This is a genomic window from Myxococcus sp. MxC21-1, from assembly GCF_032612255.1.
Lineage (GTDB): Bacteria > Myxococcota > Myxococcia > Myxococcales > Myxococcaceae > Myxococcus > Myxococcus virescens.
The window spans coordinates 2,425,151-2,448,066 of record NZ_CP123278.1 but is presented as its reverse complement, the minus strand read 5'-3'; the positions used below and the strand labels follow the sequence as shown (position 1 = coordinate 2,448,066).

The window sequence follows — 22,916 nt, the reverse complement described above, 5'->3', positions numbered from 1 at the left end:
TGAAGAAGGCGGCCAGCGAACTCATCGACCGCTGAATCGGTGACCTCGGGCATCTCCCGCGCGCCTCACTGGCGTGGACGGTTCGGTGCTTGAACGGCCCCCGCGCCGCAACGCGAGGAGCCCGAGAAGCGCCGCGGCAATGCCAAGCGCCCCAGCCAGCCCAGACACCATGGGCGCACCCTCCTCGCGAGGCGCGGCGGCCACCAGCGCGGCGTCGCCGAGCACCACCAGCCCGGCCCAGGCCGCGGGTGGAAGACCCGAGTCGATGGCCTCGAGCTGTGCGGCCCGCAGCGCCGCGGAGACACTCAAGCCCCTGGCCGGTGCCGGTAGAAATGCTCCACCAGGTCCGCCGCTTCCTCGTCGCGCAACGGCCACAAGCTGGCCACCACCGCGCTCGTTCCCGCCTCGAAGAACGCCCGCGCGAGGCTCAGTACGCCCTCTCCCGGCAGCACCGCTCCGGAGGCGCTGCGGCACGCGGACAGCACCACCAGCGCGCCATCGAGATGCAGCTGGATGATTTCGCGCGGCTGGAGAATGCCGTCCTCGTCCTCCGCGCCCGGGGCGAGCACGAGCGCGGAGCGCTCCGGCGCTTCGGCGTCCACCACGGCGTGCGCCGCCATGTGCAGCACCCGGACATGAGACAGGTCCGCGCTCTTGAGCGCGCGCTCAGAGGCTTCCGTGCCCACCAACAGCCGGGGGACGACGCGGGTGTTTCGAAGCTCCCGCTCCACCCCGAGCCCTTCGCGACGAGCCTCGGGCAGCGCGCCGAGCTGCGCGGCCTCGTCGAAGATTCCAGCCCGAGAGCGCGCCACAGGCCGCGCCCCTCCCTGTCCCAGGCCCCACTCAGGGTCCGCCAGCACCAGCGCCTCACCGACAGGCGTGAACGGGGCCTCCCCGTGCCAGTGCCGCCACAAGCTCGCCGAGGGCACCAGGGCCAGTTCGTAGCGAGCGACCAGGGGTGGCCCATCCCGACGCTCCCGCAGCGCGGCGAAGGGCAGGTCATGCAACGGCCCGTCCGGAACCAACAGCAGCCGCCGAACCGTGGGTGGCAACCCCGCGAGCGCCGGGCCGAGCAGCTGCGCATACAGCGCCACCGCCGCGCCGCGCTCGGAGTCATCCCTGCGCTCGACGAGCCCGGAGAACAACGTGGCCGCCGCCGCGAGCCGCGTGCGCTCGGGGATGCGATGGACGTGGGTTCCCACCCGTGTCACCACGAACAGCCACGCCCCCCCCGCCGACGTTCCGGAGAGGTCCTCGTCGTCCCCCACGAGGAAGACCAGCAGCGCTTCGTCCTCCTTCAGCCCCGACTCCACGGACGCCAGTGAGGCGAACTCCTGCACACGCTTGTGAGGCGCTGGGCGCAGGTCCCGCTCGCGGTGCTCCAACGCCTGGAGTTCATTCAGGGCCGCCTCGCGTCCAGCGCTCGTCAGCGACGGGTCCAAGAGCTGGCGTTGGACCCCCACCAGCCGCGATTGCACCTCACTTCGCTGCGCCCGGCGCTCGGGCGTGTCCCCGGAGTCCGCGCGTGCTCGGAAGGCGACCAGGGCATCGAGCAGCGACCTCGCCCGGAGCCGTTCGCTCACGGCGAAGGCCCGCGACACAGCCTCCCTGAAGGGAAGCGTGGCGGGCTTGCCCGTCGCCCCGCCAGCCTCCAACGTCCACCCCGCGAGCCGGTGGTAGTCGCGGGCCCACGTCGCGAACAGCTCCGCCTGGCTGGAGGCGTCACTTTGCGTCTGGCGCAGGGCCTCCAGCGCGTCCAGGGCGCGCTCGGCATGCGCCAGTGCCTGGGGCAGAGACTGTGTCCGGTACGCCACCGTGCTGCGGCCTCGAAGGGCCAGCGCATGGAACAGCGGGTCGCTTCCTTCGGAGACCAGTCGCAGTGACGCCTCCGAGTCCTGAATGGCTCCGGCCGGGTCCACGCCTGCCCGCCGCTCCGCGCGCGTCCAGAGACACGCCAGCCGCCGCTCGTCCGAATCCAGCGACTCCGCGAGCGCCATGCAGCGCTCCAGGAGCGCGTCCGCCTCACGGCGCTCCTCCGGGGTGTCTCCCAACAGGTCCGCCGTGAGACGCACCGCCCGGGCCACCAGCGTTGGGTTCCCCGCCCTCTCCGCGGCGGCCATGGCCTGCCGCGCCAACTCCAACGCTCGCGCCCGGTCCGCCGGCACATGGTCACGCTCGAGCCGCCGCAGCGCGACGTTGGCGAGCGTGAAGCGCGCATGCGCTTCCAGGAAGAGGTCGCCAGTGCTCCGGGTCAACTCCACCAGCCGGGCATTGACGTCCGAGGCCTCTTCCAACCGGCCCAGCCGCTCGCTCACCGTGCTCATGACGGACAGGTACTGCTTCTTCAGCCCTTCCGCGCCGTCCGGGAAGACGAGCGGCTCGGCGCGTTTGAGCACACGGAAGGCCCGGCCCAGGTCGAGCTCCACCTCATAAAGCTGGCTGGCCTCGACGATGAGCGCGCGTGCGTGGAGCTCCGGCCGGCCGGAGGCGCTCGCCACCTCCACCACGCGCCGCGTCCAATCCCAGGCCTCCTCGGTTCGTCCTTGAGCCAGGAGGATGGCGCGCAGGTTGATGGCCGCCAGCACCTCGCCCTCCGCATCCTGGAGCCGGCGGAACGTCTGCGCCGCGCGAAGATAGGGACCTTCCGCCTCCTTGCCGCTGGACAGCATCCCGACATGCCCGAGCACCAGGGGCAGCCAGCCATGCTCCGGGTGACGCTCCATCAAGGCCGTCAGCTCGCGCACCACAGCGTCACGAGCGGAAGTGACCTGGGCACACTGGTAGAAGCACATCGCCGCCTCGCGGCCCTCTGGCTGCGAGGCGAAGCGCGCCCGGCACGACTCGAGCGAAGGAGGCTGGGGGCGGCCTGACGCCGCGGAGAAGGCCAGGGCCGGACACACCGAGAGAATGGCCCCCATCAGGAAGGAGAGGAGCCTGCTGTTGCTGCATTCGGACCGGTGCGTCCGGAGCGGCACGTCAGCGAGTGGGCGGAGGCGGCGGGTCGACGGGCTCGCACTTGAGCGTCACCGGCCCGGGGGGAGGAGGCGGAGGCCTGGGCATCGGAACCAGCTCGAAATAGCAAACGAGGGCTCCAGTCCAGGAGGCAGGCTCCACAATGGACCAACGCTCCACCGTCACCGCCGCCGCGGAGAGGGTTTCCGCGCTCACCGTGGCGATGGCGCGCGCGAACACCGGGGCCTCGGAGGGGGTCCGGTAGGTCAGGCGCAGGGGCGTCTCCTGGTCCACCACCCCCGTGGTCTCCGCGACGACGACACCGGAGTGGTCGAGGAGCTGGAGGGTCACGGTCTGGCTTTGGCCCGTGCGGACGCCCGTCTCCACCACCGAGGCCACCACCAGGTCGCGCGGCTCGCCGTAGCTGAAGGCCGTCTTCACCGCACGGGTGACAGGAGCCGGCTGGCTCCAGGCCTGCCCTGCCCCACCGGCCACTCCCATCAGGAGCGCCACCAGCCCTGCTCGCATCCACCGCCGTGTCTTCATGCCCAGCTCCGTTCTCATGAGGTCCACCTTGGACTTCGGACCGCGCGCTTCACTCCAACCGGTTGACGAACGTGGCGCCGCGAAGCACCTGCCCGTCCGGCAACCGCGCTTCCACCTGCCACAGCAACGTCGTTCCCGGTTGCAATGGCGCCAGCACCTCGGCGGGCACCCGGTACTCACGCGTCTCCAGCGAGTCCACGCGGTGGACCCAACTCAGGTCCTCCGTGGACAACCGCACCGACCAACGGGTTCCCTCGGGACCGCCGCTCCAGCGCAGCACACAGGCGTCGCGCTTGAGAGGCACCGCCTCTGGCACCTGGGAGACGACCGCCGCCGTATCGCCGCCACGCAGTCGCGGCACTTCGGGCTCATCCCGCATCACCACGCCCACGACGATGAGGGCCAGGGCCGCGGTCGCCGCCACACCCCACAAGGGCTGGCTCCACGCGAAGCGGAAGCGGCGCTTCTGCCGCGCGTCACCGTCTCGGCGTCGGGTGCGCGAACTGTCCGCCAGAGGCTCCACGGGAGGCGCGGCCTCCGCGGCGGAGCGCGTCAGTTCATTCGCGAGCCGCCAGGCCGCCGCCCAGGCCGGGTCCGCCGCCACACGCTCGACGACCGCGCGGCGCTCCTCGGCGGGCAGCTCGCCGCTCACCGCGCGCCAGACGAGGTCCGCATCCACCGGCGCCTCCGCGCGCTCCACCGGGTCCTCGGCACGCACGGCAGCGCGCAGACGTTCGACGGTGGCATCATCGGGCTTCGTCTCGTCGTGTCCTCGCTCGCTCACGGCTCGAATCCCTTCGTGGAGAGGCACAGGCGCAGCGCGGCCAGGGCCGCGGTAGGTGAGGTTCTCGGTGCGCTTGTCGTCCCAGCCCAACAGCCGCGCGGACTCCGGCACGCTGTGGCCTTGCAGGAACAGCGTCACCGCCAGCCGGCGGTCCTGCACCAGCTTGCGCAGACAGTCGCGCACGGCCTGGGCAATCTGGGAGCCGCCCGCGGCCTTCTCCGGGTCGCCCGATGCCACCGGCGGATCGGGCAGCGAATCCACCTCTTCCAGTTGGACCTCACGGCGGCGTGAGACGTTGCGCAACTCGTCCACCAGCGCCGTGTATGCGACGCGGTACAGGTAAGCTGAGGTCAACCGGCTGCGGTCCGGCTCGCGCCGCTGCAACTCCATGACGCGCATCATGGCCGTCTGCACCAGGTCATCGCGGCGATCGGCCATCCGGGGCGGACACACCCGGGCCACCGCACGGGCCAGGTCCTCTCGCAGCCGCTCCAGCACGTCCGAGGGGAGAGAGACCATGGCCTGTGCCGGCCTGTGTCGTGGCTCCACGTGGAAGTTCCTCCGAGGTGCATTCATGGTCATCGAAAGGTCCCTCCCGCGGCAAGTGAGGTGGCAAACATGAGGCGCCCCCTGGAAGGCGATGCACTCCGCGATTCAGGGAGGCCGGACGACTACGGCAGGGCTGCATCCCAGACGATGATGCGCAGCCGCATGTCGGCGTCGGTGAGGCGCATCCGGCGCATGGCGGAGTCGGGTCCCCAAGTAAGCGTGGCATTGGAACGGGCCGTCGTGGGCGTCTTGCCACCCGAACGGAGGGCGGGATTTTTTACCCTCACTTCACCCGTACGATTTCCGGCGAGGGCGTCAGGGTCGGGCGCTACGGCAAGGCCCGGTGGTATCGCCTGGAGTGGCAAACCCACCGGGCCGCGGCCCCGCCATGCGCACCGGCACCAACAGGGACTTCTGACGCGGACAGCCCCGCGAGGAGGACGAAGACCGCTGGTCGCGAGGCAGCGGCCTCCGTCACTGGTTGGCCAGCGCCGTTCGCAGGCTGTCGAGCAGGTAGGAGTTGAGTTCCTCGCTCGACAGCTTCGGCTCCTCCCGGAGTCGGGCCCGGGCGAACTGCTGCCACTCGTGCAACTCTCGCGGCGTCGGCTCGCGCTTCATGTTCGCCGGCATCCCCCGGTAGGCGTGGAACATGAATTCGTAGGCCTCCCGGATGAAGCGCTCGATGTTGAGCGCCGCGGGCTTGCTCATGCCCGTCAGCTCGTTACGCACCGCATCCCGGATGGCGTACTTGAGCTCCTCCGGAGTGATGTCCGGGTTCTCCCGCCGATTCTCCGCCGAGAAGGCGCGCCAGGACTGCATCTCCTCGTCCGTGGGGGCGCGGGACGCTCCCAGGTAGCACAGCGATACCCAGCCGATGGCCTCCATGATGAAGCCATCGATGTTCGCGGGAGACAGGGTGTCCACCCCCAGCGCCTGCGCCCGGATGGCGTCGGTGATGGCGTGCCTGAGCTCTTCCGGCGTCATCTTCGGGTTCTCGGCGAGCTTCGCGGTGGCGAAGGCACGCCAGTGCGCCATCTCCGCCGGAGAGGCGTGGCGCGTCTTGCCCTCGTAACACTTCGAGACCCACCCGATGGCGTCTTCGATGAACCGTTCGATGTTCGCGGGCGACGCGGAGTCCGTGCCTGTCATCTTCGCGCGGAGGGTATCGGTGATGGCGTACTTGAGCGCCACGGGAGACATCTCCGGGTCCTCCCGCAGCTTCTCCGCCGCGAAGGCGCGCCAGTACGTCATCTCCGCTGGGGAGGCATGACGCTCCTTGCCCTGGTAGCAGAGCGTGACCCACTTCACGGCGTCATCGATGAATTTGTCGACGTTCTCCGGTGCCGTCGAGTCCATCTTCATCACCTTCGCCCGCACCGCGTCGATAATGGCGTACTTGAGTGCGTCCGGCTGGATATCTGGGTTCTCCCGCTTCTTCTCGGCGGCGAAGGCGCGCCAATGGTGCATGTCTTCTTCGGTGGCGTCGCGCGACGCCCCCTCGTAGCACCAGGTCACCCAGCCGATGGCTCCGGAGATGTACAGGTCGATGTTCTCGACCGTCGCGACATCCAGCCCGTCCCGTTCGAGCCGCAGCTCGTTCGCGATGGCGGCGCGGACCTGCTCGGCGGTGATTTGGGGGTCGTTGGCGCGAAGCTCACGCGCGAAGCCCAGCCACTTGGTCCGCTCCGGTCCGCGCGGCCACCGGTCGCCCTGGAAGATTTCCCGGTAGGCCTCGTCGATGCAGCGCGCCATGCGCTCATCGGTCAGCAGGCCCAGCAGAGAGGGGAGCACCTCCCTCGCATGGGCCGCCTGCTGCATGGCGTTGGAAGGGCCCAGGGACTCGATGTTGTAGTGGCGGGCAGCCGCGACCGGCGCGGCACGCTGGGCCGGAATCACCGAGCCGAGCAGGTCCACGAACGCGCGGGCGGAGCTCAGGTCCGCCACGGTCCGGACCTTGGGCGCGGAGACAGAAGAAAGACGCTCACCAATGCTCGTCACGAATCCCCCGGGCGAATGCGCTCTCATTGCCTCGGGTGGATTAAGAGGCCGGGCCGGGGGGCGATAGGCCCTCTCTCAAGAAATCGCATCTGCCGGCGCTGGCCCGCCCTGCGTGGACTTCCTGGTGAAGGTGTTCATTGAGCGCATCGAGCCGACGGACAGGTGCATTCAGTCGCAGTACCTGTACATCGTCCCCAATGAGCATCCCGGGCGCTTGCCGGTACCCTTGCAAAACGGTCCGTCCTTCATCGCCTTGTCCTTGGCGATGACAGCCTGCAGGCTGTCTCCTTGGGTCCAGTAGAGGCACTCGTACACCGGCCCCGCCATCGGGCAACAGCCGCAGCCACAGGCTTCATACGTATCGCCGACATCGGGAGGAGCGCCCTGCGCCGTAATGGGGTGAGGCATCGGGGCGTTACACCCCACCGTGAACGCCAGTAGCACTCGCAACGCACGCATGTGGGGACAGTAGGGAGCACCACGCGGGCGTGCCCATCCGCCAGTTGCCTGACAGCCGCTTTGCGGGTGTCACACCCATCCGGTATGGAACGCGCATGACTCACCCGACCTCATCGACGGACTTCGATCCACAACTGGCCCCCCTCCTCCCGCCGCTGAAGGGGTATGTGCCCTTGCAGATGACGTTGGAGCAGCTCGAGCACTTCCGCCGGTTGAGCCATGTGACCCGGGAAACGCTGATGGGCGACGCGCAGGTCAGCTGCGTTGACTACAGCATCCCCGGATACCAGGGCGCCGAAATCGTGGTCTCCGTCATTGCCCGGCAAGGGCACTCGGTTCCCGGTCCCGCCGTCTATCACATCCATGGCGGCGGCATGGTGATGGGCACCCGCTTCGCGGGGGCGAAGCCGCTCGTGGAATGGGCGCTCCGCCATGATGCGGTCTGTGTCACCGTCGAGTACCGGCTGGCGCCCGAGCATCCAGCGCCCACCCTGGTGGAGGACTGCTACGCCGGGCTGGCGTGGATGGCAGCGCATGCTGACATGCTCCGGTTTGATCCGAATCAGCTGGTCATCTTCGGCGGGAGCGGCGGCGGAGGGCTCGCGGCCGGCACCACGCTTCTGGCTCGGGACCGGCAGGGCCCTCGGCTGCTGGGCCAACTTCTGCAATGCCCGATGCTGGATGACCGGAACGAGACGGAATCCGCACACCGATACGATGGCGTCGGCGTCTGGGACCGCACCAGCAACCTGACCGCCTGGAGAGCCGTGCTAGGAGACCGCTGCGGAGGGCCCGAGGTGTCTCCGTATTCCGCGCCCGCGCGAGCATCGGACTTGAGCAGACTGCCGCCCACCTTCATCGACGTCGGAGGAGCGGAGACGTTTCGAGACGAAGCTGTCGCCTATGCCCGCGGAATCCTGGCGGCGGGCGGTGAGTGCGAGCTGCACGTCTGGGGCGGAGCCTTCCATGGATTCTATGACATCGCCCCGCAGTCCGACCTGGCGCGCGCATGCATCGCGGCACGCGACGCGTGGATTGCACGGATGTTCGCCCGCGGCGCCATGAGCCCGTGTTCTCCGTCATGAAAATGAAGTTGGCTCAACGGGCTGCTGGCGGGCCGTGTATCTGAGGCGCCTGCCACTCCGTCATCGTTGCCCTACAGCTCCCCCTCTTGCTTCCAGGAATTTCCCCCATGTTCCATGCGCACCGCGTCCCACGAGTCCTGGTCTTCGCCCTGCTCCCGGTCCTCTCCGCCTGTTCCTCTTCCGAATGCACGGAGAACCGCGACTGCGCGTCCCGTGGACCGGACATCATCTGTGTGGAGGAGACTTGCGTTCAGGCCGCCTTGCCCGACGCGGGAACCGTCGACGCGGGAACGGAAGACTCCGGGGTGGACGCGGGTTCAACGGCCCCGGACCCGGGCTCGGATGACGGTGGCGTGGACGCAGGCTCGGGCGATGCCGGCGCTCCGGACTCGGGCACGGATGCTGGGAGCTCCGTGCCGGAGGCTTCGCTGCGCATCACGGAGATCAACCCGTACGTCCAGCAGGAGCTCATCGAGCTGGTGGCCGTCACCGGCGGCTCACTGACGGGCATCTCCCTCAAGGAGCTCACCAACTCCGACTTCACCTTCACCTTCCCCCAGGGCTACACGGTGGAGACAGGCGCGGTGTTGGTCCTCCACCTTCGCGGCGCCTGCACGGATGCCCCTGGGAACCCGGCCTCCTGTGGCCAGGCCGCCCCCTTCACCGCCGGGGCATGGGACTTCAGCATGCCGGGCTCGCTGAGCTACTCCGGCAAGGTCTTCGAACTCTTCGCGTCGGATGGCACTCCCATTGACGGCGTTCCATTCGTTCGAGCCTCCGGGGAGATGCCGTCCAACATCGTCGCCGCGGTCCAGCGCCTGCAGGCAGACCGGGTCTGGGACCCGACGCCTTGTGTGCATGACCTCCAGACCGGGTTCGCCCGTGACCGGTACTGCCGCAACATCGCTGTGGACTGGTCCAACATGAACGCGGACGCCAACGTCATGCGCATCGCCGGAGACTCGCCGCTGACGACACCCGGGACTCGGTCGCAGTGGAGTGGCCCCCTGCCTTCACGCTGGGGCACCTACTAGCGACGACGGCTCCGGACGTCGCAAGGCGAGACCATGTCGCGGCGCTGACGCTCGTACCATGCGCCTCGCATGACGCCCACCGAGGCGCAGTAGGGGAAGAAGCCCATGCCGTAGCGCGTCTCGCCTTCTGAGGCCCCCGCGTGCGGCATGGGCCCGTTGTCAGGCGCCCTCATGCCGGCGAGACGGGGGCGGGTGCGTTGCCCTTGAGCAAGGTCAGCAGTCCGGCGAGCAGCCCGACCCCAGGCGAGCCACCCAGGAGCGCTGCCCCCAGGATGATCCGCTCGTAGTCGTCCCCTGTCGGTGCGCCCGACGCTTTGGGCCCACTGAACATCCACAGATAGGCGGATACGCCCACCACCACCGTGGCGGCTCCGGAAATCAGCAGGAACCACTTCCACGAGCCGCGCCCCTTTCGCACCGCGAACAGGTGGATGAGGAGTGACACGACCCCAAGCACGCCCCCGCCAAAGAGCGCCAGAAAGAAAGCCCCGATGACGAACATTCCCATGGCGCCGCATCCTAGACCTCGCCCCCGCGTCTGGACACTGCGGGTCAGGGGGTGAAAAGCCATCCACGTATGAATATCCCAACGCCGCGAAGCCCCCGCTTGAGGCTGTCTATCGACGGGTAGGAGTGCCGCGTCGTGACGAGCTTCAGCCTCACATGGGACTTCAACTTGGCGACGCCATGTCCGGCGGAAACCACACCGCAGGCTTCGTCGGGTTGACGGCTGCGCGTGACGTTCGTGCCTGCACCCGCTGGGAAGTCCCACTGCACAGCAATGGATGATCGCGCTCCGGCCAGAAGCGCGCTGAAAAGAGGGGGGCCTGCCCCTGCACCCAGCCCACCAAACTGAGCCGCGGTCAGTCTGGCGCGGAGGGCCCGCGATCTTTTTTCCGACCGACCGATGATTTTCGGCGGCCATGGCGGTCCAACCCTCAAAACCGCTTCACGGAGAACCCCATGACCACGGCGACCCACACCGAACTCCAGCACACCGCCCCGGCACCCGGCCTGCTGCCGGGCACGCAGTCCTCCTCGAAGAAGGCCCTGTGGACGGGACGCGTCCTGAGCGGCATCGCCGTCCTCTTCCTGCTGTTCGATGCCACCGGGAAATTGCTCCAGATTCCGGAGGCGCAGCAGGGAACGGTGGAGCTCGGCTACCCCGTGAGCGTGCTCTTCGGATTGGGAATCGTTCAGTTGGTGTGCCTGGCGGTGTATCTCATTCCGCGGCTCTCGGTGCTGGGGGCCATCCTGTGGACGGGCTATCTCGGAGGCGCGGTCGCCACCCATGTCCGGGTCGGCAACCCGCTCTTCTCCCACATGCTCTTCCCCGTCTACGTCGCGACGCTGCTCTGGCTGGGGCTCTGGCTGCGCGACGCGCGGCTGCGCGCCGTCCTTCCGGGCCGGGCCACGTCGCCAAAGTCTTCAGGCCGCCCTGGCGCGGAACCGTAGCCCGCTCTTCCCGCCGGGCCCCTGACTGCCTGGCTCCGAGAGAAGAACGGTCCCTGGGCTCGTGAGGCAGGAAGCCGGGTCTCCTCCTCTTCGCTGTGAACGGGATATTACGGCCACTCCATACAATTGGTGCCTCGCTGCACAGCGATTGGCGATGGCGTGCTGAGCTCCGCTCGAGAGGCGAGCCTCTGTCCGATGTCCGGCACGGCCCGGCCGCCGGATGAAGCGCGGGCTTTCCACTCGACTCCAGGCACGCGATGTTCAATTCCGTTCTATCCCCCCAGGAGAGAGTCGCATGCGAACCCTGTCAATGCCCCTCATCGTCGCCGCCCTCCTAACTGGCTGCAGCCAGGCCCCAGACCCCACGCCAACGCCCCAAGACTCGGGCGTCCCGCAGCAGGACTCGGGCGTCCCGCCGGAAGATTCGGGCGTCCCGCCAGATGACGCGGGCGTCCCACCAGATGACGCGGGCGTTCCGCCGGACGACGCGGGTGTTCCGCCAGAAGATCCGCTTCCCACCGGCCCTCCGGTCCCGCAGGGCCCGCCCAACGTGCCCGAGTTCGATCCGGCCTTCCCCGGGCAGACACGCGTCCCAGCCATCCAGACGCAGACGCCCATCCAGGTCACCGAGATTGCCTCGGGCTTCAGGAATCCCTGGGCCATCGCCTTCCTGCCCGATCAGCGCATGCTGGTGACGGAGAAGCCCACCGGCTCGCTCTACATCGTCACGCCGCAGGGCGCGAAGTCCCCCGCCGTCGCGGGGCTGCCCGCCGTGGATGGCCGTGGCCAGGGGGGCCTGCTCGACGTGGAGGTCGGCCCCGACTACGCGCAGAGCCAGCTCATCTACTGGACCTATTCCGAGCCGCGCCAGGGCGGCAACGGGCTCGCGGTGGCGCGTGCGAAACTCGTGGACGGTGCACAGCCTCGCGTGGAGGACGTCCAGGTCATCTTCCGCATGATGCCCACGCTCGAGTCGACGCTGCACTCGGGGGGACGGATGGTGTTCACCCCCGACGGCAAGCTGTTCGTCACGCTCGGGGAGCGCTCCATCCTCGCGGGCCGGGTGCAGGCGCGGGACGTGAACAGCCACTTCGGCAAGGTGGTCCGCATCTATCCCGACGGCTCCGTGCCCCAGGACAACCCCTACGTGAACACCGAGGGGGCGAAGCCGGAAATCTGGTCGGTGGGCCACCGCAACGTCCTGTCGGCGGCGCTCGACAGCCAGAACCGGCTGTGGACGGTCGAAATGGGACCGCGCGGAGGTGACGAGCTCAACCGCCCCGAGGCCGGCAAGGACTACGGCTGGCCCACCATCGGGTATGGCGAGGAGTACTCCGGCGCGCCCATCCACGAGAGCCCTCGGGGCCCAGGCATGGAGCAGCCCGTGTACTACTGGGACCCGGTCATTTCTCCCTCGGGGATGACCATCTACTCGGGGACCCTGTTCCCCGAATGGCGGAACAACATCTTCATCGGAGGCCTGTCCAGCCAGGCGCTGGTGCGGCTCATGATGCGGAATGACCGCGTGGTGGGCGAGGAGCATCTCCTCAAGGACCTGGGCGTGCGCATCCGCGAGGTGGTGCAGGGCCCCGACGGAGCCCTCTACCTGCTCACCGACGCCACCAACGGAAAGCTGCTCAAGGTCACGCCGCGCTGAAGTCACCGCCGGCCACGGCATGCGCTCCACGCTCCCCGAGCGACTCGGTCCTCGGGGGGCGCGGAGCTGCGGCTTCAACCCGCCCCCTCTCCGTCCAATCCGTCCGCATTCCGGAACCACACCAGCCCCCGGGGTGTCTGGGGCCCGCGTCGAGCCCGCAACCCCGGAGAATTCATGACGATGAGACTCGCCGTCGGCGCCCTGCTGCTGCTCTGGGGGTGCGCGACGCCTCCTGCGGCCCCGCGGCGCGCCCTGCCCGCGAAGGCAGGGCCCGTCTTCCTGGAGAATGACTGGGAGGGAGCGCTCCGGGCGGGGCGGGAGGGGCGGCGGCCCGTCCTCGTGGAGGCCTGGGCCCCCTGGTGCCAGTCGTGCCGGTCCATGCGCGCCACGGTGCTGACGTCCCCCGCCCTGGATGAGTGGGCGGACCGCTTCGTCTGGCTCGCGGTGGACACGGACGCCGACACCAGCATGGCCTTCCTCCAGCGATACCCGGTGGACACGTGGCCCACCTTCTTCGTCCTGGAGCCGGAACACGGCGCCGTCCTCGCGCGCTCGTTGGGTGCGGTGTCCCTCCCCCAATTCATGGGCTTGCTCGAGCAATCCGAGCGGACCTTCCAGCAAGGCCGCCTGGGCACGGAGGCGCTGGTCCGGGCGGATGCGCTCGCCCTCTCCGGTCAGCACGGCGAAGCCGCGGTGGCCTATCAGCGGGCCCTGGAGCAGTTGGCCCCCAAGGACGCGCGCCGCGCGGGCGCCCTCGTGTCCTGGAGCAAGTCGCTGGCCACCACGGGCGCCTCCGCGGACTGCATGCGGGTGGCCGCGAGGGAGCTGCCGAAGCTCTCGCGCGTGGATGATCGCACGCGGCTGCTGTACGTGGGCATGGGCTGCGCGCTGGACACGAACACCGAGGAGGCGCGAGCGGTGCGAGGCCAGTTCGCCGAGGAGGCAAACCGGGCCCTGGGTGCTCCCGAGACCGCGCTGACTCCGCTTCAACGCTCGTCGCTCTACGAGCTTGCATGCGAAGCCCGTGAGGCGACCGGGGACGAAGCCGGGCTGCGCGATCAGGCGCGGACCTGGTGGGCGTTCCTCCAGCTCCAGGCCACTCACGCGAACGGGGCCGAGGAGCGCGCGGCGCTCGATTCGCATCGGGTGATGGCCACCGCGCTGTTGGACCAGCCGGACGCCGCCATTCCCCTCTTGGAGCGCAGCGAGCGGGAGCTGCCCGGGGACTACAACCCGCCAGCCCGGCTCGCGACGCTGTACCTGATGGCCGGGAGGAAGGATGAGGCGCTGACGGCGAGCAAGCGGGCCCTGGCCCTGGCCAGGGGCGTCTCCCGAGGCACCGTGCTCGCGGGCCATGCGCGCATCCTCATGGCACATGGCGAGCGGGCACACGCGGAGCGGCTGCTGACCGAGGCCTTGAGCGAGATGGCCCGGACGCCAGGCATTCCCCAGGACCATCTCCAGCGAAAGGTCCTCGAGCGAACCCTCGCGAGGCTTCGCGCGAGCAACGGTGCGGCGCCGAAGTGAACGGCGAACGAAAGGCCGCCATGACTCGGCGCTGAGGGCTCCGCCTTACGGGCTGGGACGGGCAGCCAGGCGGACGGGCCCCACCATTTCGCCCGAGCCTGGCCTGTTTCGCCTACGCTGCCCGCCGTCTCCTGAAAGGCCGGTGTCCGTCGCATGGGTGGTCGTGTCCTCTCTCCAGTCCTCCTCGTCGGTGCGGGAACGGGGGAGGCCACGTGCGGCATCCTGTACCTGGCGGGCTACCTGCGGCGCGGCGGCATCGAGGCCTTCGTGCGGCTGTACGACGGGGATGAGACCGAAGCCGAGGTGACACGCACCTTCGAGAGCCTCCTGCGCCGCGTACGCCCGAAGCTCGTGGGCATCAGCCTCAAGTGGTTCCACCACGTGGACCGCGCGCTGCTCATCGCGAGGACAGTGCGGCGGCTCGACCCCTCCATCCGCATCGTCGTGGGAGGCAACTCCGCTTCGTACTGGTGGAAGGAGCTGAGCGGCTACGACAGCATCGACCACATCGTGCTGGGCGACGGCGAGGTGCCGCTGCTGGCGCTGTGCAACGGCGAGGAGGCGCCGCCCAACGTCGTGACGAGGAGTCCGGACGGCCGTCCGCGCCGGCTGCCGCTGGAGTACGTGCAGCGCGCCACGAACACGGACGACATCTATTATTCGCACTTCAACGACATCTTCCTCAGCCAGATGGACCAGCACTCGTTCTCCGGCTGGGTCGCGCCCGGCAAGGGGTGCGGTGAGAACTGCCTGTATTGCGGCGGGGCGCGAGGCAACCAGAAGGCGGACTTCGGGCGAGCGAAGCCCTTCCTGCGCGCCGAGGAGAACGTGCGCCGCGACCACCAGGAGATTGCCGGGCGGACGTGGCAGATGCGCTACGACTTCGCGGGCAGCACCGCCGGTTTCCTGAGCAGCACCTGGGCGGGCGTGGACCTCTCCCGCCACTGCTGCACGTACTTCCTGTGGGGCGTGCCTCGGGTGGAGCTGGTGGCGGCGCTGGCCGCGACGTTCCAGCGCGTCTACATGGTCATCGACATCGGTTGCTTCTCCGAACAGCAGCGGCTGGAGCAGATGGGCCGGGGCCTGCTCAAGCCCTGCGCGAAGGACCGCGAGCTGCTGGAAGTCATCGACGCCTGCCGCAAGTACCCCAACCTGGACATCGAAATCTCCGGCATCGGAGGCCTGCCCTTCGCGAGCAAGGCCACCCTCGCGGAGGAATTGCGGCTCGTGGAGCGCATCATCGGCCTGGACTGCGTGGTGGGCTACCAGCGGCTCGAGGCGCAGCCCGGGGCGCTGGTGACGCAGCACCCCGCGCGCTTCGACATGGTGACGGAGGCGAAGACGTTCGCGGAGTTCCTCGACTACTTCGAGCGTCGCGAGCCCGGTGACGTGTCCGTGCCGATGATTCGCTTCCGCGACGCGGGCCTGGAGGCGGCGGTCCAGCACACCTCCGACCGGGTGGACGCGCTGGCCTGGAAGCACCGCGACTCGCGCAAGAGCGTCGCCATCCAGGGCAGGACGCGGCTGCGCAACACCGCTCCCTGGACCCAGCGCTTCACCCTGGGGGAGTGGCTGGGCAGCCACCGCGCCCCCGCGAAGCTCGCGGGTGAGGCGGTGACGGTCCTCCGCTCCGTGGATGGCATCACGATGAGCTGCGCCCCTTCTGTCAGCCCGAAACGGTTCTCCGACCCCACGCTCACGCAGGGCGAGGACGGCGCCATCCTCCTGGCCGCCCTGGCCGCCTTCGAGCACCCCACGACCGTCTCCAGCGCCGTGTCGAAGCTCGGCGCGAAGGCGCGGCTCGACCCGCATTCCGCGCGAGAGGTCATCGACCACCTGGTGGACGGACGCTTCCTCCAGCCGGCGTGAACTTTCGCACCGAGGGGACGGCTTCACGCAACTTCACGAGCCCCGGACAGTGGGGGCGTGTATGGAAGCCGGAGGGAGGTGCCAATGGCATCCGCGAAGGCCTTGCTGGGAAGCGTCCTGGGGCGGTTCCTCTTCACCGACAGCCGTGTGACCCAGGTCCACGAGCGCTCGCGCGTCTTCCGACAGATTGACTGCGAGGGGCCCACGTTGAAGGGACAGGGATGGACCCCTGGCGACAAGGTGCAGGTCTTCCTGCCAGGGCTGGGCATGCGTACGTACACCCCGCTGTCCTGGGACGAGGAACGGGGTGCCACCTCCTTCCTCGTGTACCTGCACGGCGACACCCCGGGTGCGAGCTGGGGCCGTGACGTGAAGGTGGGCGACACCGTCCAGTTCTTCGGGCCCCGTCGCTCGCTGTCCCTGGAGGCCGGGGACGTGCCGGTGGTGCTGTTCGGCGATGAGACGTCCTTCGCAGTGGCCTACGCATTCCGAACCGCGGCGAGGCGGGACGTCACGCCCGTCTTCGAGGTGACGGAGCCTGACGCATGCGTCCCCGCGCTCCGTGAGTTGGGCTTCGAGGGACAGGCCGTGGCGCGCGAGCCTGGGGACGCACACCTGGCCCGCCTCCATGAACGACTGCGAGAGGCAATGCGCGCGAAGCCCGGGGCGGTGCTGGTGATGACGGGCCGGGCGCAGTCCATCCAGGCCCTGCGCGCCCGCTTGCGCGGCGACGGCGACCGCGCCACGCCGAAGGTGAAGGCCTACTGGGCGGTGGGCAAGACGGGGCTCGACTGACTCCTCGCCCCGGGAACGGCGGGGCGAATAAATCGGCCGGAAAAGCCCATGTCACATGCGGCCCCGGCTGCGTCGTCCTGACGTTGAACGCAGGCACTTTCGCCCTGCACGACACTCAGGAGCCGCCCATGAAGCCCCGGCTGAACCCGTACGCCGCCGCCCCCGATGCGATGAAGCTGACACTCGATTACGGCCAGAAGCTGCTGGAGTTGGGCCTGGAGAAGAGCATCCTGGAGTTCGTGAAGATCCGCGCCTCGCAGATCAACGGCTGCGCGTTCTGCATCCACATGCACACCCGGGACGCCCGCGCGCATGGGGAGACCGAGGAGCGCATCTACCTGTTGGACGCTTGGCGCGAGTCGCCTCTGTACACCGAGCGCGAGCGAGCGGCCCTGGCCTGGACGGAGGCCCTGACGCACGTTTCCCAGACGCACGCGCCCGATGAGGTCTACGCTGCCCTCAAGCCGCACTTCTCGGAGCAGGAAATCGTGCACCTCACCCTGCTCATCGGGATGATCAACACCTGGAACCGCATCGCCGTGGGGTTCCGCTCCATTCACCCCGTCACCGCTCCCCGCACCGAGGCCGCCTGACGTGAATCCCGCTGACGCCTTCGACCCGCTGCGCCCCCGCCTGCTCCGCATCGCCTACCGCATGCTGGGCATCGTCGCGGAGGCCGAAGACGTGGTGCAGGAGGCGTACTTGCGCTGGCACCAGACCGACCGCGCCGCCGTGCGCGACGCCGAGGCCGTGCTTGTCCGCACGGTGACGCGGTTGTGTCTGGACGTCCTGAAGTCCGCCCGCGTACGCCGCGAGGAATACGTGGGCACCTGGCTTCCGGAGCCCATCGTCGATGCGGTGGAGGGTGATGACTTGACGCTGCCCCTGATGATGGCCCTGGAGCGGCTGTCCCCGCTGGAGCGAGCCGCCTTCCTCCTGCACGACGTGTTCGGCATGGACTTCGAGGAGGTGGCGAAGGCCATGGGCCGGGCCCCTGCCGCGTGCCGCCAGCTCGCCAGCCGCGCACGGGCCCACGTGCGCGAGGCTCGGCCGCGATTTCCCGTGTCGGAAGCGCAGGGCAGTGAGCTGGCCTCGGCCTTCTACGTGGCGTCCCGGAGCGGGGACATGGGGGCGCTCCAAGCGCTCCTGGCCCAGGACGTCGTCGTGTATTCCGACGGTGGCGGCAAGGTGAAGGCGGCCCTCAACCCCATCTACGGTCAGGAGAAGACGCTGCGCTTCTTCGAGGGCTTGCTGCGCATCACGGGCGTGAACTCCTCGCAGCGGGTGCACGAGGGATTCATCGACGGACTGCCCGCCTTCGTCACCCTGGAGAAGGACGGCACGCTCCAGACGACGGCCCTGGGCATCGAAGATGGCCGAATCGCCACACTCTACGTCACTCGCAACCCCGACAAGCTCCAGGGTATCCGCGGGCTCGTGGCGGACAAGCTGCCGGCCTGACCTGGGCCACGGGTTCAGGCGTTCGTTCAAGGCGCGACGAAGCACGCCTGGATGCGGCCGGCGTCTGTCCATTCGCCCGCTTCGGCAGGAATACCGCGTTGCGACCACCCTCCCCCGCCGTGGACCCTGCCGCCGGACTGATGTTGCAAGGGGGCGAATCATGCGTGGACCGTCGAAGCAAACTCGCGGCTGGAGCGCTTTGCTCCTCGGGGGGCTCCTCTCTCTGGCGTGTGGCGGTGAAGCGGAGCTGTTCGAAGGCAACTCCCCTTCGAGAGAGGACGCCGAGGCCGGGCTTCATGGTCCGGGGAGCCAGGGGCCCTACCCGAACTGGGCGACACCGACCTTCGCGACGGATGCTCAGGTGGCCGAGGACGGAAACCAGTTCTTCGTGGCCTGGTCCGACGGCCGCCCCGGCCGCTTCTACGCGGCACGCGTCTCGAAGAATGGCCGGCTGCTGGACCCGGATGCCATCCCCCTCAACCCCGGTTTTCGACCCGACGCCTACTACCATGCGACCGCGTTCGATGGCCGGCAGTTCCTCGTCGTCTGGACCGGAGACACCTCCATCTTCCTGACGCGTGTCAACCGGAACGGGACATTGGACGGCCCGCCGGTCACGCTCTTCACCCCCACCGACCACCAGCCCGCGGGCTCACCGGGCATCGCCTGCCACGACCGCAAGTGCCTGGTGGCGTGGATTGGCTTCGGCGGAACCGCCACTGGCGCGGTCCGCGGCATCACCCTGAACACGGCGAAGCCGGGCTTCGACGTCCAGGAGGTCTTCATCTCCAACCAGCTGTCTGCCATCAACTCCTATGGCGTCGCGGTGGCATGGTCCCATGACCGGTACCTGGCGACATGGACGGACTCTCGCTTCGGCGGCCAGGACATCTTCGCCGCGAGAATCCGGCGCACGGGCGCGGTGCTCGACCCGGACGGCTTCGTCATCTCCGCTGCGCCGGGCAATCAGAACTTCTCGTCGGTGACGGCGACGAAGCAGGGCTTCTTCGTCGCCTGGAGCGACGCACGCAATGGCACCCCCGACATCTACGGGGCCCGAGTGAAGGACGGAACGGCGAACGTCCTGGACCCCAGCGGCATCCCCATCGCCACCTCGGGCACGAACGACATCACGCCCAAGGTCGCCTCCGAGGGCCACCAGGTGCTCGTCACCTGGAGCGCGCTGACGGCCGACACCGGCCGCGTCCGTGGCGCCCGGGTGAAGCTGAACGGGAACGTCCGTGACCGCCACGGCTTCGCCATCTCCCGTGGCGCGGCGGCTCGCCAGCTCGTGTCCGGCAGCGTGGCCTATGCCAATGACAAGTACTTCGTCGTCTACGGGCGTGCCCCCGTGCTCGATGAACCGCCCTACCAGGTCACCGTGGGGACCCGCGTGAAGCAGGATGATGTCCTGGACATCCCAGCCATCCGCATTTCGCACGCGCCTTCGGTCGAACAGCTCGTGCCGTGACGCGCGCCCTGGGTCCCGCGTTGTAGGCCCGCACCACCGGGGCCTCGCGCCAGAGACGCCCGTGCTGTCCTCGGAAGTCGTGACGTTGCGCGGAGGCACGGGCGTTCCTCGACACCGTGGCGCGGTCGCCCATGCTGCCTCGCGCGTGCGTGCTGGACGCGGCCTGGGTGGAGGGCCGGGGCTGGGTGCTCTTGAAAGCCAACGCCGCGTGGGGCGCTGGGCTCAACGGCTGCGACACGGCCGAAGCCGCCCGCTGTATCGCCGAAGCCACGCGCGCCTGAGCCGCCTCACTTCCAGGGGCGACGCGTGGCCTGCGAGCCCGTCCGCGGCTCGCGTTGAACGCGGGGGACTCAGCGGCTGAACATGGCCTTGACGCGCAGGTCGTTCTGCTGACGGAGCTCGGCGACCATCGTCACGTCGGCAGCGGCCAGGGCCTTTGGGAGCTTCTCGGCGTCGAGGTCGGTGCAGTACGCCGCCGTGCCCGGTTGCTGCCGCCAGGACTCCGACAAGGGGCCCGCGTCGATGGCATCGAAGCCCAGTGCGTCAACGAGCTGAAGAATCTGCTGTCGCGCCCGCGGGTCATCGCCCGAAACCGGAAGCGCGATGCGCCCCGGTGCCCCACGGGGAAGGCCCTTCGTGTCCAGGCTGCCAGCCTGGATGTTGTTGAAGGCTTTCACCACCGGACGCTTCAGTTGTGCTGAGACCCACTCGCTGTCGGTCTGCCCCGCATCGATGGCGCCGATGTGGCCGTCGCGGAACTCCGGGTAGTAGTTGCCCGTGTCGACCACCACGACGTCCGCGGGCACGTCGTCGAACAGGCCGGGCGGCAAATCCGTGATGGCCTTCTGGGGAATGGTGACGATGACGATGGGGCCCGCGTGCGCCGCGTCGCGAACGGTGACGGGCTTTGCCCCCACGCTCGCCGCGATGGCCGTGACGCCCTCGACGCCGCGTGAGTTCGCTAGTGAAATGTCATGCCCCAGGGCCTTGAGGTGCCGCGCCAGGGTCGCTCCAATGTTCCCTGCGCCGATGATTCCGATGTTCATGGGACGAGCAACCTAATGAGGCGTTCCTCGGCTCGCTCGTCATTCCGCCGCGCGCCCCTGCACCTATGAGAGCTGCGCGCCCGTGGACAGGTCGAAGATGCGCGCGGGCATGTCGTTGGCAAGCATGACGAGTGCCTCATTCCCAGGGCCACGGAGAAGGCCGGGGACGGGTAAGGGAACTCGTGCTGAAGCGCTCCCGTCCGTGCATCAAGGACGCGCAGGCTGTGATGCCGGCGCCGCCGCCACGAGGAGGCCCCCGCTGGGAGCAGGTGGCCAGGTCGACGCGCCCGAGCGCCCCCGGGCATGGCCCGGTGCATCAATCACACACGCGCCATGAACAATTACAGCAACACATCAAGAGGTTGTCTCTGTCGCGCGGGCTGGCAAGGCTGTGCCCCATGACAGACAAGCGGCTGAAGAGGATTGGCATGGTGGGCGGGGGCGCCATGGGGTGCGGTATCGCGCTCGAGCTCGCCATCGCCGGCAGGCAAGTGGTGCTCTACAACACGCGCGCCGACAGCAGCGAGCGGGCGCGCGCGAAGCTGGAGCGAGACGCAGCGCTGCTGGTGGAGACGGGCCTGCTCGCCCCACAGCAGGCCCCCGCCGCGCTCGGACGCATTCGCCGCACCACAGTGCTCGCCGAGGCCGCCGTGGAGCAGGACCTGGTCATCGAGTCCATCCCCGAGGACCTCGCCCTCAAGCAGCAGCTCTTCCGCGAGCTGGACCGGCTCGCGGCCCCCGACACCCTCCTCGCCACCAACACCACCGCGCTGAGCGTGACGGCCATCGCCCGGGACTGCACGCGACCCGAGCGCGTCCTCTCCGCCCACTACTACCTGCCCGCGCACCTCATCCCGCTGGTGGACGTCATCCCCGGCGAGAAGACGTCCCCCGACGCGGTGGAGACGGTGCGGCGGTTCCTCGAGGAGCTGGGCAAGTCGCCGGTGGTGTTCTCCAGGGACGTGCCGGGCTCGGTGGGCCCGCGCCTGCAGCAGGCCCTCATTGGCGAGGCCATCCGCCTGGTGCATGAGGGCGTGGCCACGCCGGAGATGGTGGACCGCGTGCTCACCCAAGGCGTCGGACGGCGCCTGGGCGCTTCGGGTGTCTTCGACCGGCTGGACCTGGTGGGGCTGGACTTCATGACGGCCCTCCTCCGCGGCACCGGCCGCCCCGTGCCGCCCGTGCTCGCGCAGAAGGTGGAGCGGGGCGAGCTAGGCCAGAAGACGGGCCAGGGCTTCTACTCCTGGACGCCCGAGTCCACCGCCGCCTACGAGGAGCGCATGGCCCGCCACCTCGCCACCCAGCTTCGTGAGGACCGGGCGGCGGGCCGCCTCCGCACTCCCACGGCGGAGCTGGCGGAATGAGGACGGAGACCGTCCTGCTGGATTCGGCGGTGCTGTCAGACTTCCTGGTGGACGCCATCCGCGAGTACACCACGTGCACCCCGGAGCTCCCGCCCCGGAGCTGGGCCGTGCTGCTGGGGCGCGTCGCCGGCGACGCCATGCGCGTGGAGCGTGTTCGCTTCGCCACCAACGTCCGCGAGACGGATGAGCGCGTGCTCCAGGAGTTCGACACCACCATCATCCCCCGCTTCGGCGCCTGCTACGCCAACGGGCGTCGTGGCTTCTGGTGCGAGCCGCGGGAGTTGCTGCGCATCACCACCGAGGCCGAGGCCCAGGGACTGGAAGTGCTCGGCTCCATCCACCTGCACCCGGACTGGCACCGCATCGGCCCGCCCCACGAGCGCGGCCTGCGCGTCAGCCAGGAGCCCACGCCCATGGACCGCCACCTCTTCCAGGGCAGCGGCTGGCCGCTCAACATGATTCTCTACCTGGAGAGGCGCGAGGGCCGGCTCTATCACTCGGTCGGAGCGTGGGCTCCGCCCGATGGCCTGGAGGCCGGCGCGGGCTGTCGCGCGCTGGCCATCCGCATGGAGACTCCGGAGCGGTGAACCGTAACCGTCCTGCCAGTGACGTCGCGTGAGGGGTTGCAAGCAGGCGAGGGCCGTGGTCGGCGAGGAGCGAGTTGTACAGAGACTGGGCTCGAGGCGTGTGTCCGGCGGGTCGGCGGTGCGCCGCCGGATACAATAACCCCAGCAACCCGGTGGGCTTGCTGAGCTTCACAGTGGAGGCGGCGGGAATCGAACCCGCTCCGGACGGTGCGAAACTCCCAGCAGAATCGCGCCCTTACCTCGTAACCGCCCGGAACGACTCAACTTCGATGTCCCG

At 69.1% G+C, this 22,916-nt stretch carries 21 protein-coding genes; 13 read left to right on the top strand and 8 right to left on the bottom strand.

Going from position 1 to position 22,916, the window contains the following annotated elements:
• Positions 1-305: 305 nt before the first annotated feature.
• The 5 genes from QEG98_RS11480 to QEG98_RS11460 form a co-directional block, all read right to left on the bottom strand.
• On the bottom strand, positions 306-2,918 hold the full coding sequence (locus QEG98_RS11480; protein WP_316566757.1) for a CHAT domain-containing protein: 2,613 nt from the start codon (positions 2,916-2,918) through the stop codon (positions 306-308).
• Positions 2,919-2,976: 58 nt separating this feature from the next.
• Positions 2,977-3,516, bottom strand: coding sequence for a hypothetical protein (locus QEG98_RS11475; protein WP_316566756.1), 540 nt, complete (start codon positions 3,514-3,516; stop codon positions 2,977-2,979).
• Between the two features lie 31 nt (positions 3,517-3,547).
• On the bottom strand, positions 3,548-4,801 hold the full coding sequence (locus QEG98_RS11470) for a sigma-70 family RNA polymerase sigma factor (protein ID WP_316566755.1): 1,254 nt from the start codon (positions 4,799-4,801) through the stop codon (positions 3,548-3,550).
• A gap of 504 nt (positions 4,802-5,305) precedes the next feature.
• Positions 5,306-6,829: a hypothetical protein gene (locus QEG98_RS11465; protein ID WP_316566754.1), complete on the bottom strand. Its 1,524-nt coding sequence runs from the start codon at positions 6,827-6,829 to the stop codon at positions 5,306-5,308.
• Between the two features lie 168 nt (positions 6,830-6,997).
• Positions 6,998-7,288, bottom strand: a complete 291-nt coding sequence (locus tag QEG98_RS11460) for a hypothetical protein (RefSeq protein ID WP_316566753.1) — start codon at positions 7,286-7,288, stop codon at positions 6,998-7,000.
• A gap of 95 nt (positions 7,289-7,383) precedes the next feature.
• Here QEG98_RS11460 and QEG98_RS11455 point away from each other — a divergent pair, with 95 nt between their 5' ends.
• Both QEG98_RS11455 and QEG98_RS11450 read left to right on the top strand, forming a co-directional pair.
• Positions 7,384-8,373 (top strand): alpha/beta hydrolase, encoded by a 990-nt coding sequence (locus QEG98_RS11455; RefSeq protein WP_316566752.1) that lies wholly within the window; start codon positions 7,384-7,386, stop codon positions 8,371-8,373.
• A gap of 260 nt (positions 8,374-8,633) precedes the next feature.
• Complete coding sequence (locus QEG98_RS11450; RefSeq protein WP_316566751.1) at positions 8,634-9,407, top strand: hypothetical protein; 774 nt, start codon at positions 8,634-8,636, stop codon at positions 9,405-9,407.
• On the opposite strand, the gene QEG98_RS11445 is transcribed toward QEG98_RS11450, so the two are convergent.
• Positions 9,404-9,580, bottom strand: a complete 177-nt coding sequence (locus tag QEG98_RS11445; RefSeq protein ID WP_316566750.1) for a hypothetical protein — start codon at positions 9,578-9,580, stop codon at positions 9,404-9,406. The genes QEG98_RS11450 and QEG98_RS11445 overlap by 4 nt on opposite strands.
• A complete protein-coding gene (locus QEG98_RS11440; RefSeq protein ID WP_316566749.1) occupies positions 9,577-9,915 on the bottom strand; it encodes a hypothetical protein in 339 nt (112 codons plus the stop codon). Before QEG98_RS11440 ends, QEG98_RS11445 begins: the two co-directional genes overlap by 4 nt.
• Positions 9,916-10,370: 455 nt before the next feature.
• Between QEG98_RS11440 and QEG98_RS11435 the strand changes: the two genes are divergently transcribed.
• The 9 genes from QEG98_RS11435 to QEG98_RS11395 all read left to right on the top strand — a co-directional run bounded on the left by QEG98_RS11435 (position 10,371) and on the right by QEG98_RS11395 (position 19,923).
• The gene (locus QEG98_RS11435) at positions 10,371-10,862 is read left to right on the top strand and encodes a DoxX family protein (protein ID WP_316566748.1); all 492 of its coding nucleotides are present in this window, start codon (positions 10,371-10,373) and stop codon (positions 10,860-10,862) included.
• A gap of 295 nt (positions 10,863-11,157) precedes the next feature.
• Entirely contained in the window at positions 11,158-12,519 is a 1,362-nt protein-coding gene (locus QEG98_RS11430; RefSeq protein ID WP_316566747.1) for a PQQ-dependent sugar dehydrogenase, read from the top strand.
• Between the two features lie 174 nt (positions 12,520-12,693).
• Positions 12,694-14,046, top strand: coding sequence for a thioredoxin family protein (locus QEG98_RS11425; protein WP_316566746.1), 1,353 nt, complete (start codon positions 12,694-12,696; stop codon positions 14,044-14,046).
• Between the two features lie 153 nt (positions 14,047-14,199).
• A complete protein-coding gene (locus QEG98_RS11420) occupies positions 14,200-15,915 on the top strand; it encodes a B12-binding domain-containing radical SAM protein (protein WP_316566745.1) in 1,716 nt (571 codons plus the stop codon).
• A gap of 84 nt (positions 15,916-15,999) precedes the next feature.
• Positions 16,000-16,710: a siderophore-interacting protein gene (locus QEG98_RS11415; protein ID WP_316566744.1), complete on the top strand. Its 711-nt coding sequence runs from the start codon at positions 16,000-16,002 to the stop codon at positions 16,708-16,710.
• A gap of 128 nt (positions 16,711-16,838) precedes the next feature.
• Positions 16,839-17,303: a carboxymuconolactone decarboxylase family protein gene (locus tag QEG98_RS11410; protein ID WP_316566743.1), complete on the top strand. Its 465-nt coding sequence runs from the start codon at positions 16,839-16,841 to the stop codon at positions 17,301-17,303.
• Position 17,304: 1 nt separating this feature from the next.
• Entirely contained in the window at positions 17,305-18,171 is an 867-nt protein-coding gene (locus QEG98_RS11405; RefSeq protein ID WP_316566742.1) for a sigma-70 family RNA polymerase sigma factor, read from the top strand.
• Positions 18,172-18,331: 160 nt separating this feature from the next.
• Positions 18,332-19,642: a hypothetical protein gene (locus QEG98_RS11400; protein ID WP_316566741.1), complete on the top strand. Its 1,311-nt coding sequence runs from the start codon at positions 18,332-18,334 to the stop codon at positions 19,640-19,642.
• A gap of 116 nt (positions 19,643-19,758) precedes the next feature.
• On the top strand, positions 19,759-19,923 hold the full coding sequence (locus QEG98_RS11395; protein WP_316566740.1) for a DUF4343 domain-containing protein: 165 nt from the start codon (positions 19,759-19,761) through the stop codon (positions 19,921-19,923).
• A gap of 69 nt (positions 19,924-19,992) precedes the next feature.
• Here the strand turns inward: QEG98_RS11395 and QEG98_RS11390 are convergent, their stop codons facing one another.
• A complete protein-coding gene (locus QEG98_RS11390; protein WP_316566739.1) occupies positions 19,993-20,688 on the bottom strand; it encodes an NADPH-dependent F420 reductase in 696 nt (231 codons plus the stop codon).
• A gap of 398 nt (positions 20,689-21,086) precedes the next feature.
• Here QEG98_RS11390 and QEG98_RS11385 point away from each other — a divergent pair, with 398 nt between their 5' ends.
• Positions 21,087-22,052 carry a 3-hydroxyacyl-CoA dehydrogenase family protein gene (locus QEG98_RS11385; RefSeq protein WP_316566738.1) on the top strand — a complete coding sequence of 322 codons (966 nt, stop codon included), beginning with the start codon at positions 21,087-21,089 and terminating at the stop codon, positions 22,050-22,052.
• Positions 22,049-22,639, top strand: coding sequence for a hypothetical protein (locus QEG98_RS11380; protein ID WP_316566737.1), 591 nt, complete (start codon positions 22,049-22,051; stop codon positions 22,637-22,639). Before QEG98_RS11385 ends, QEG98_RS11380 begins: the two co-directional genes overlap by 4 nt.
• Positions 22,640-22,916: the final 277 nt, after the last annotated feature.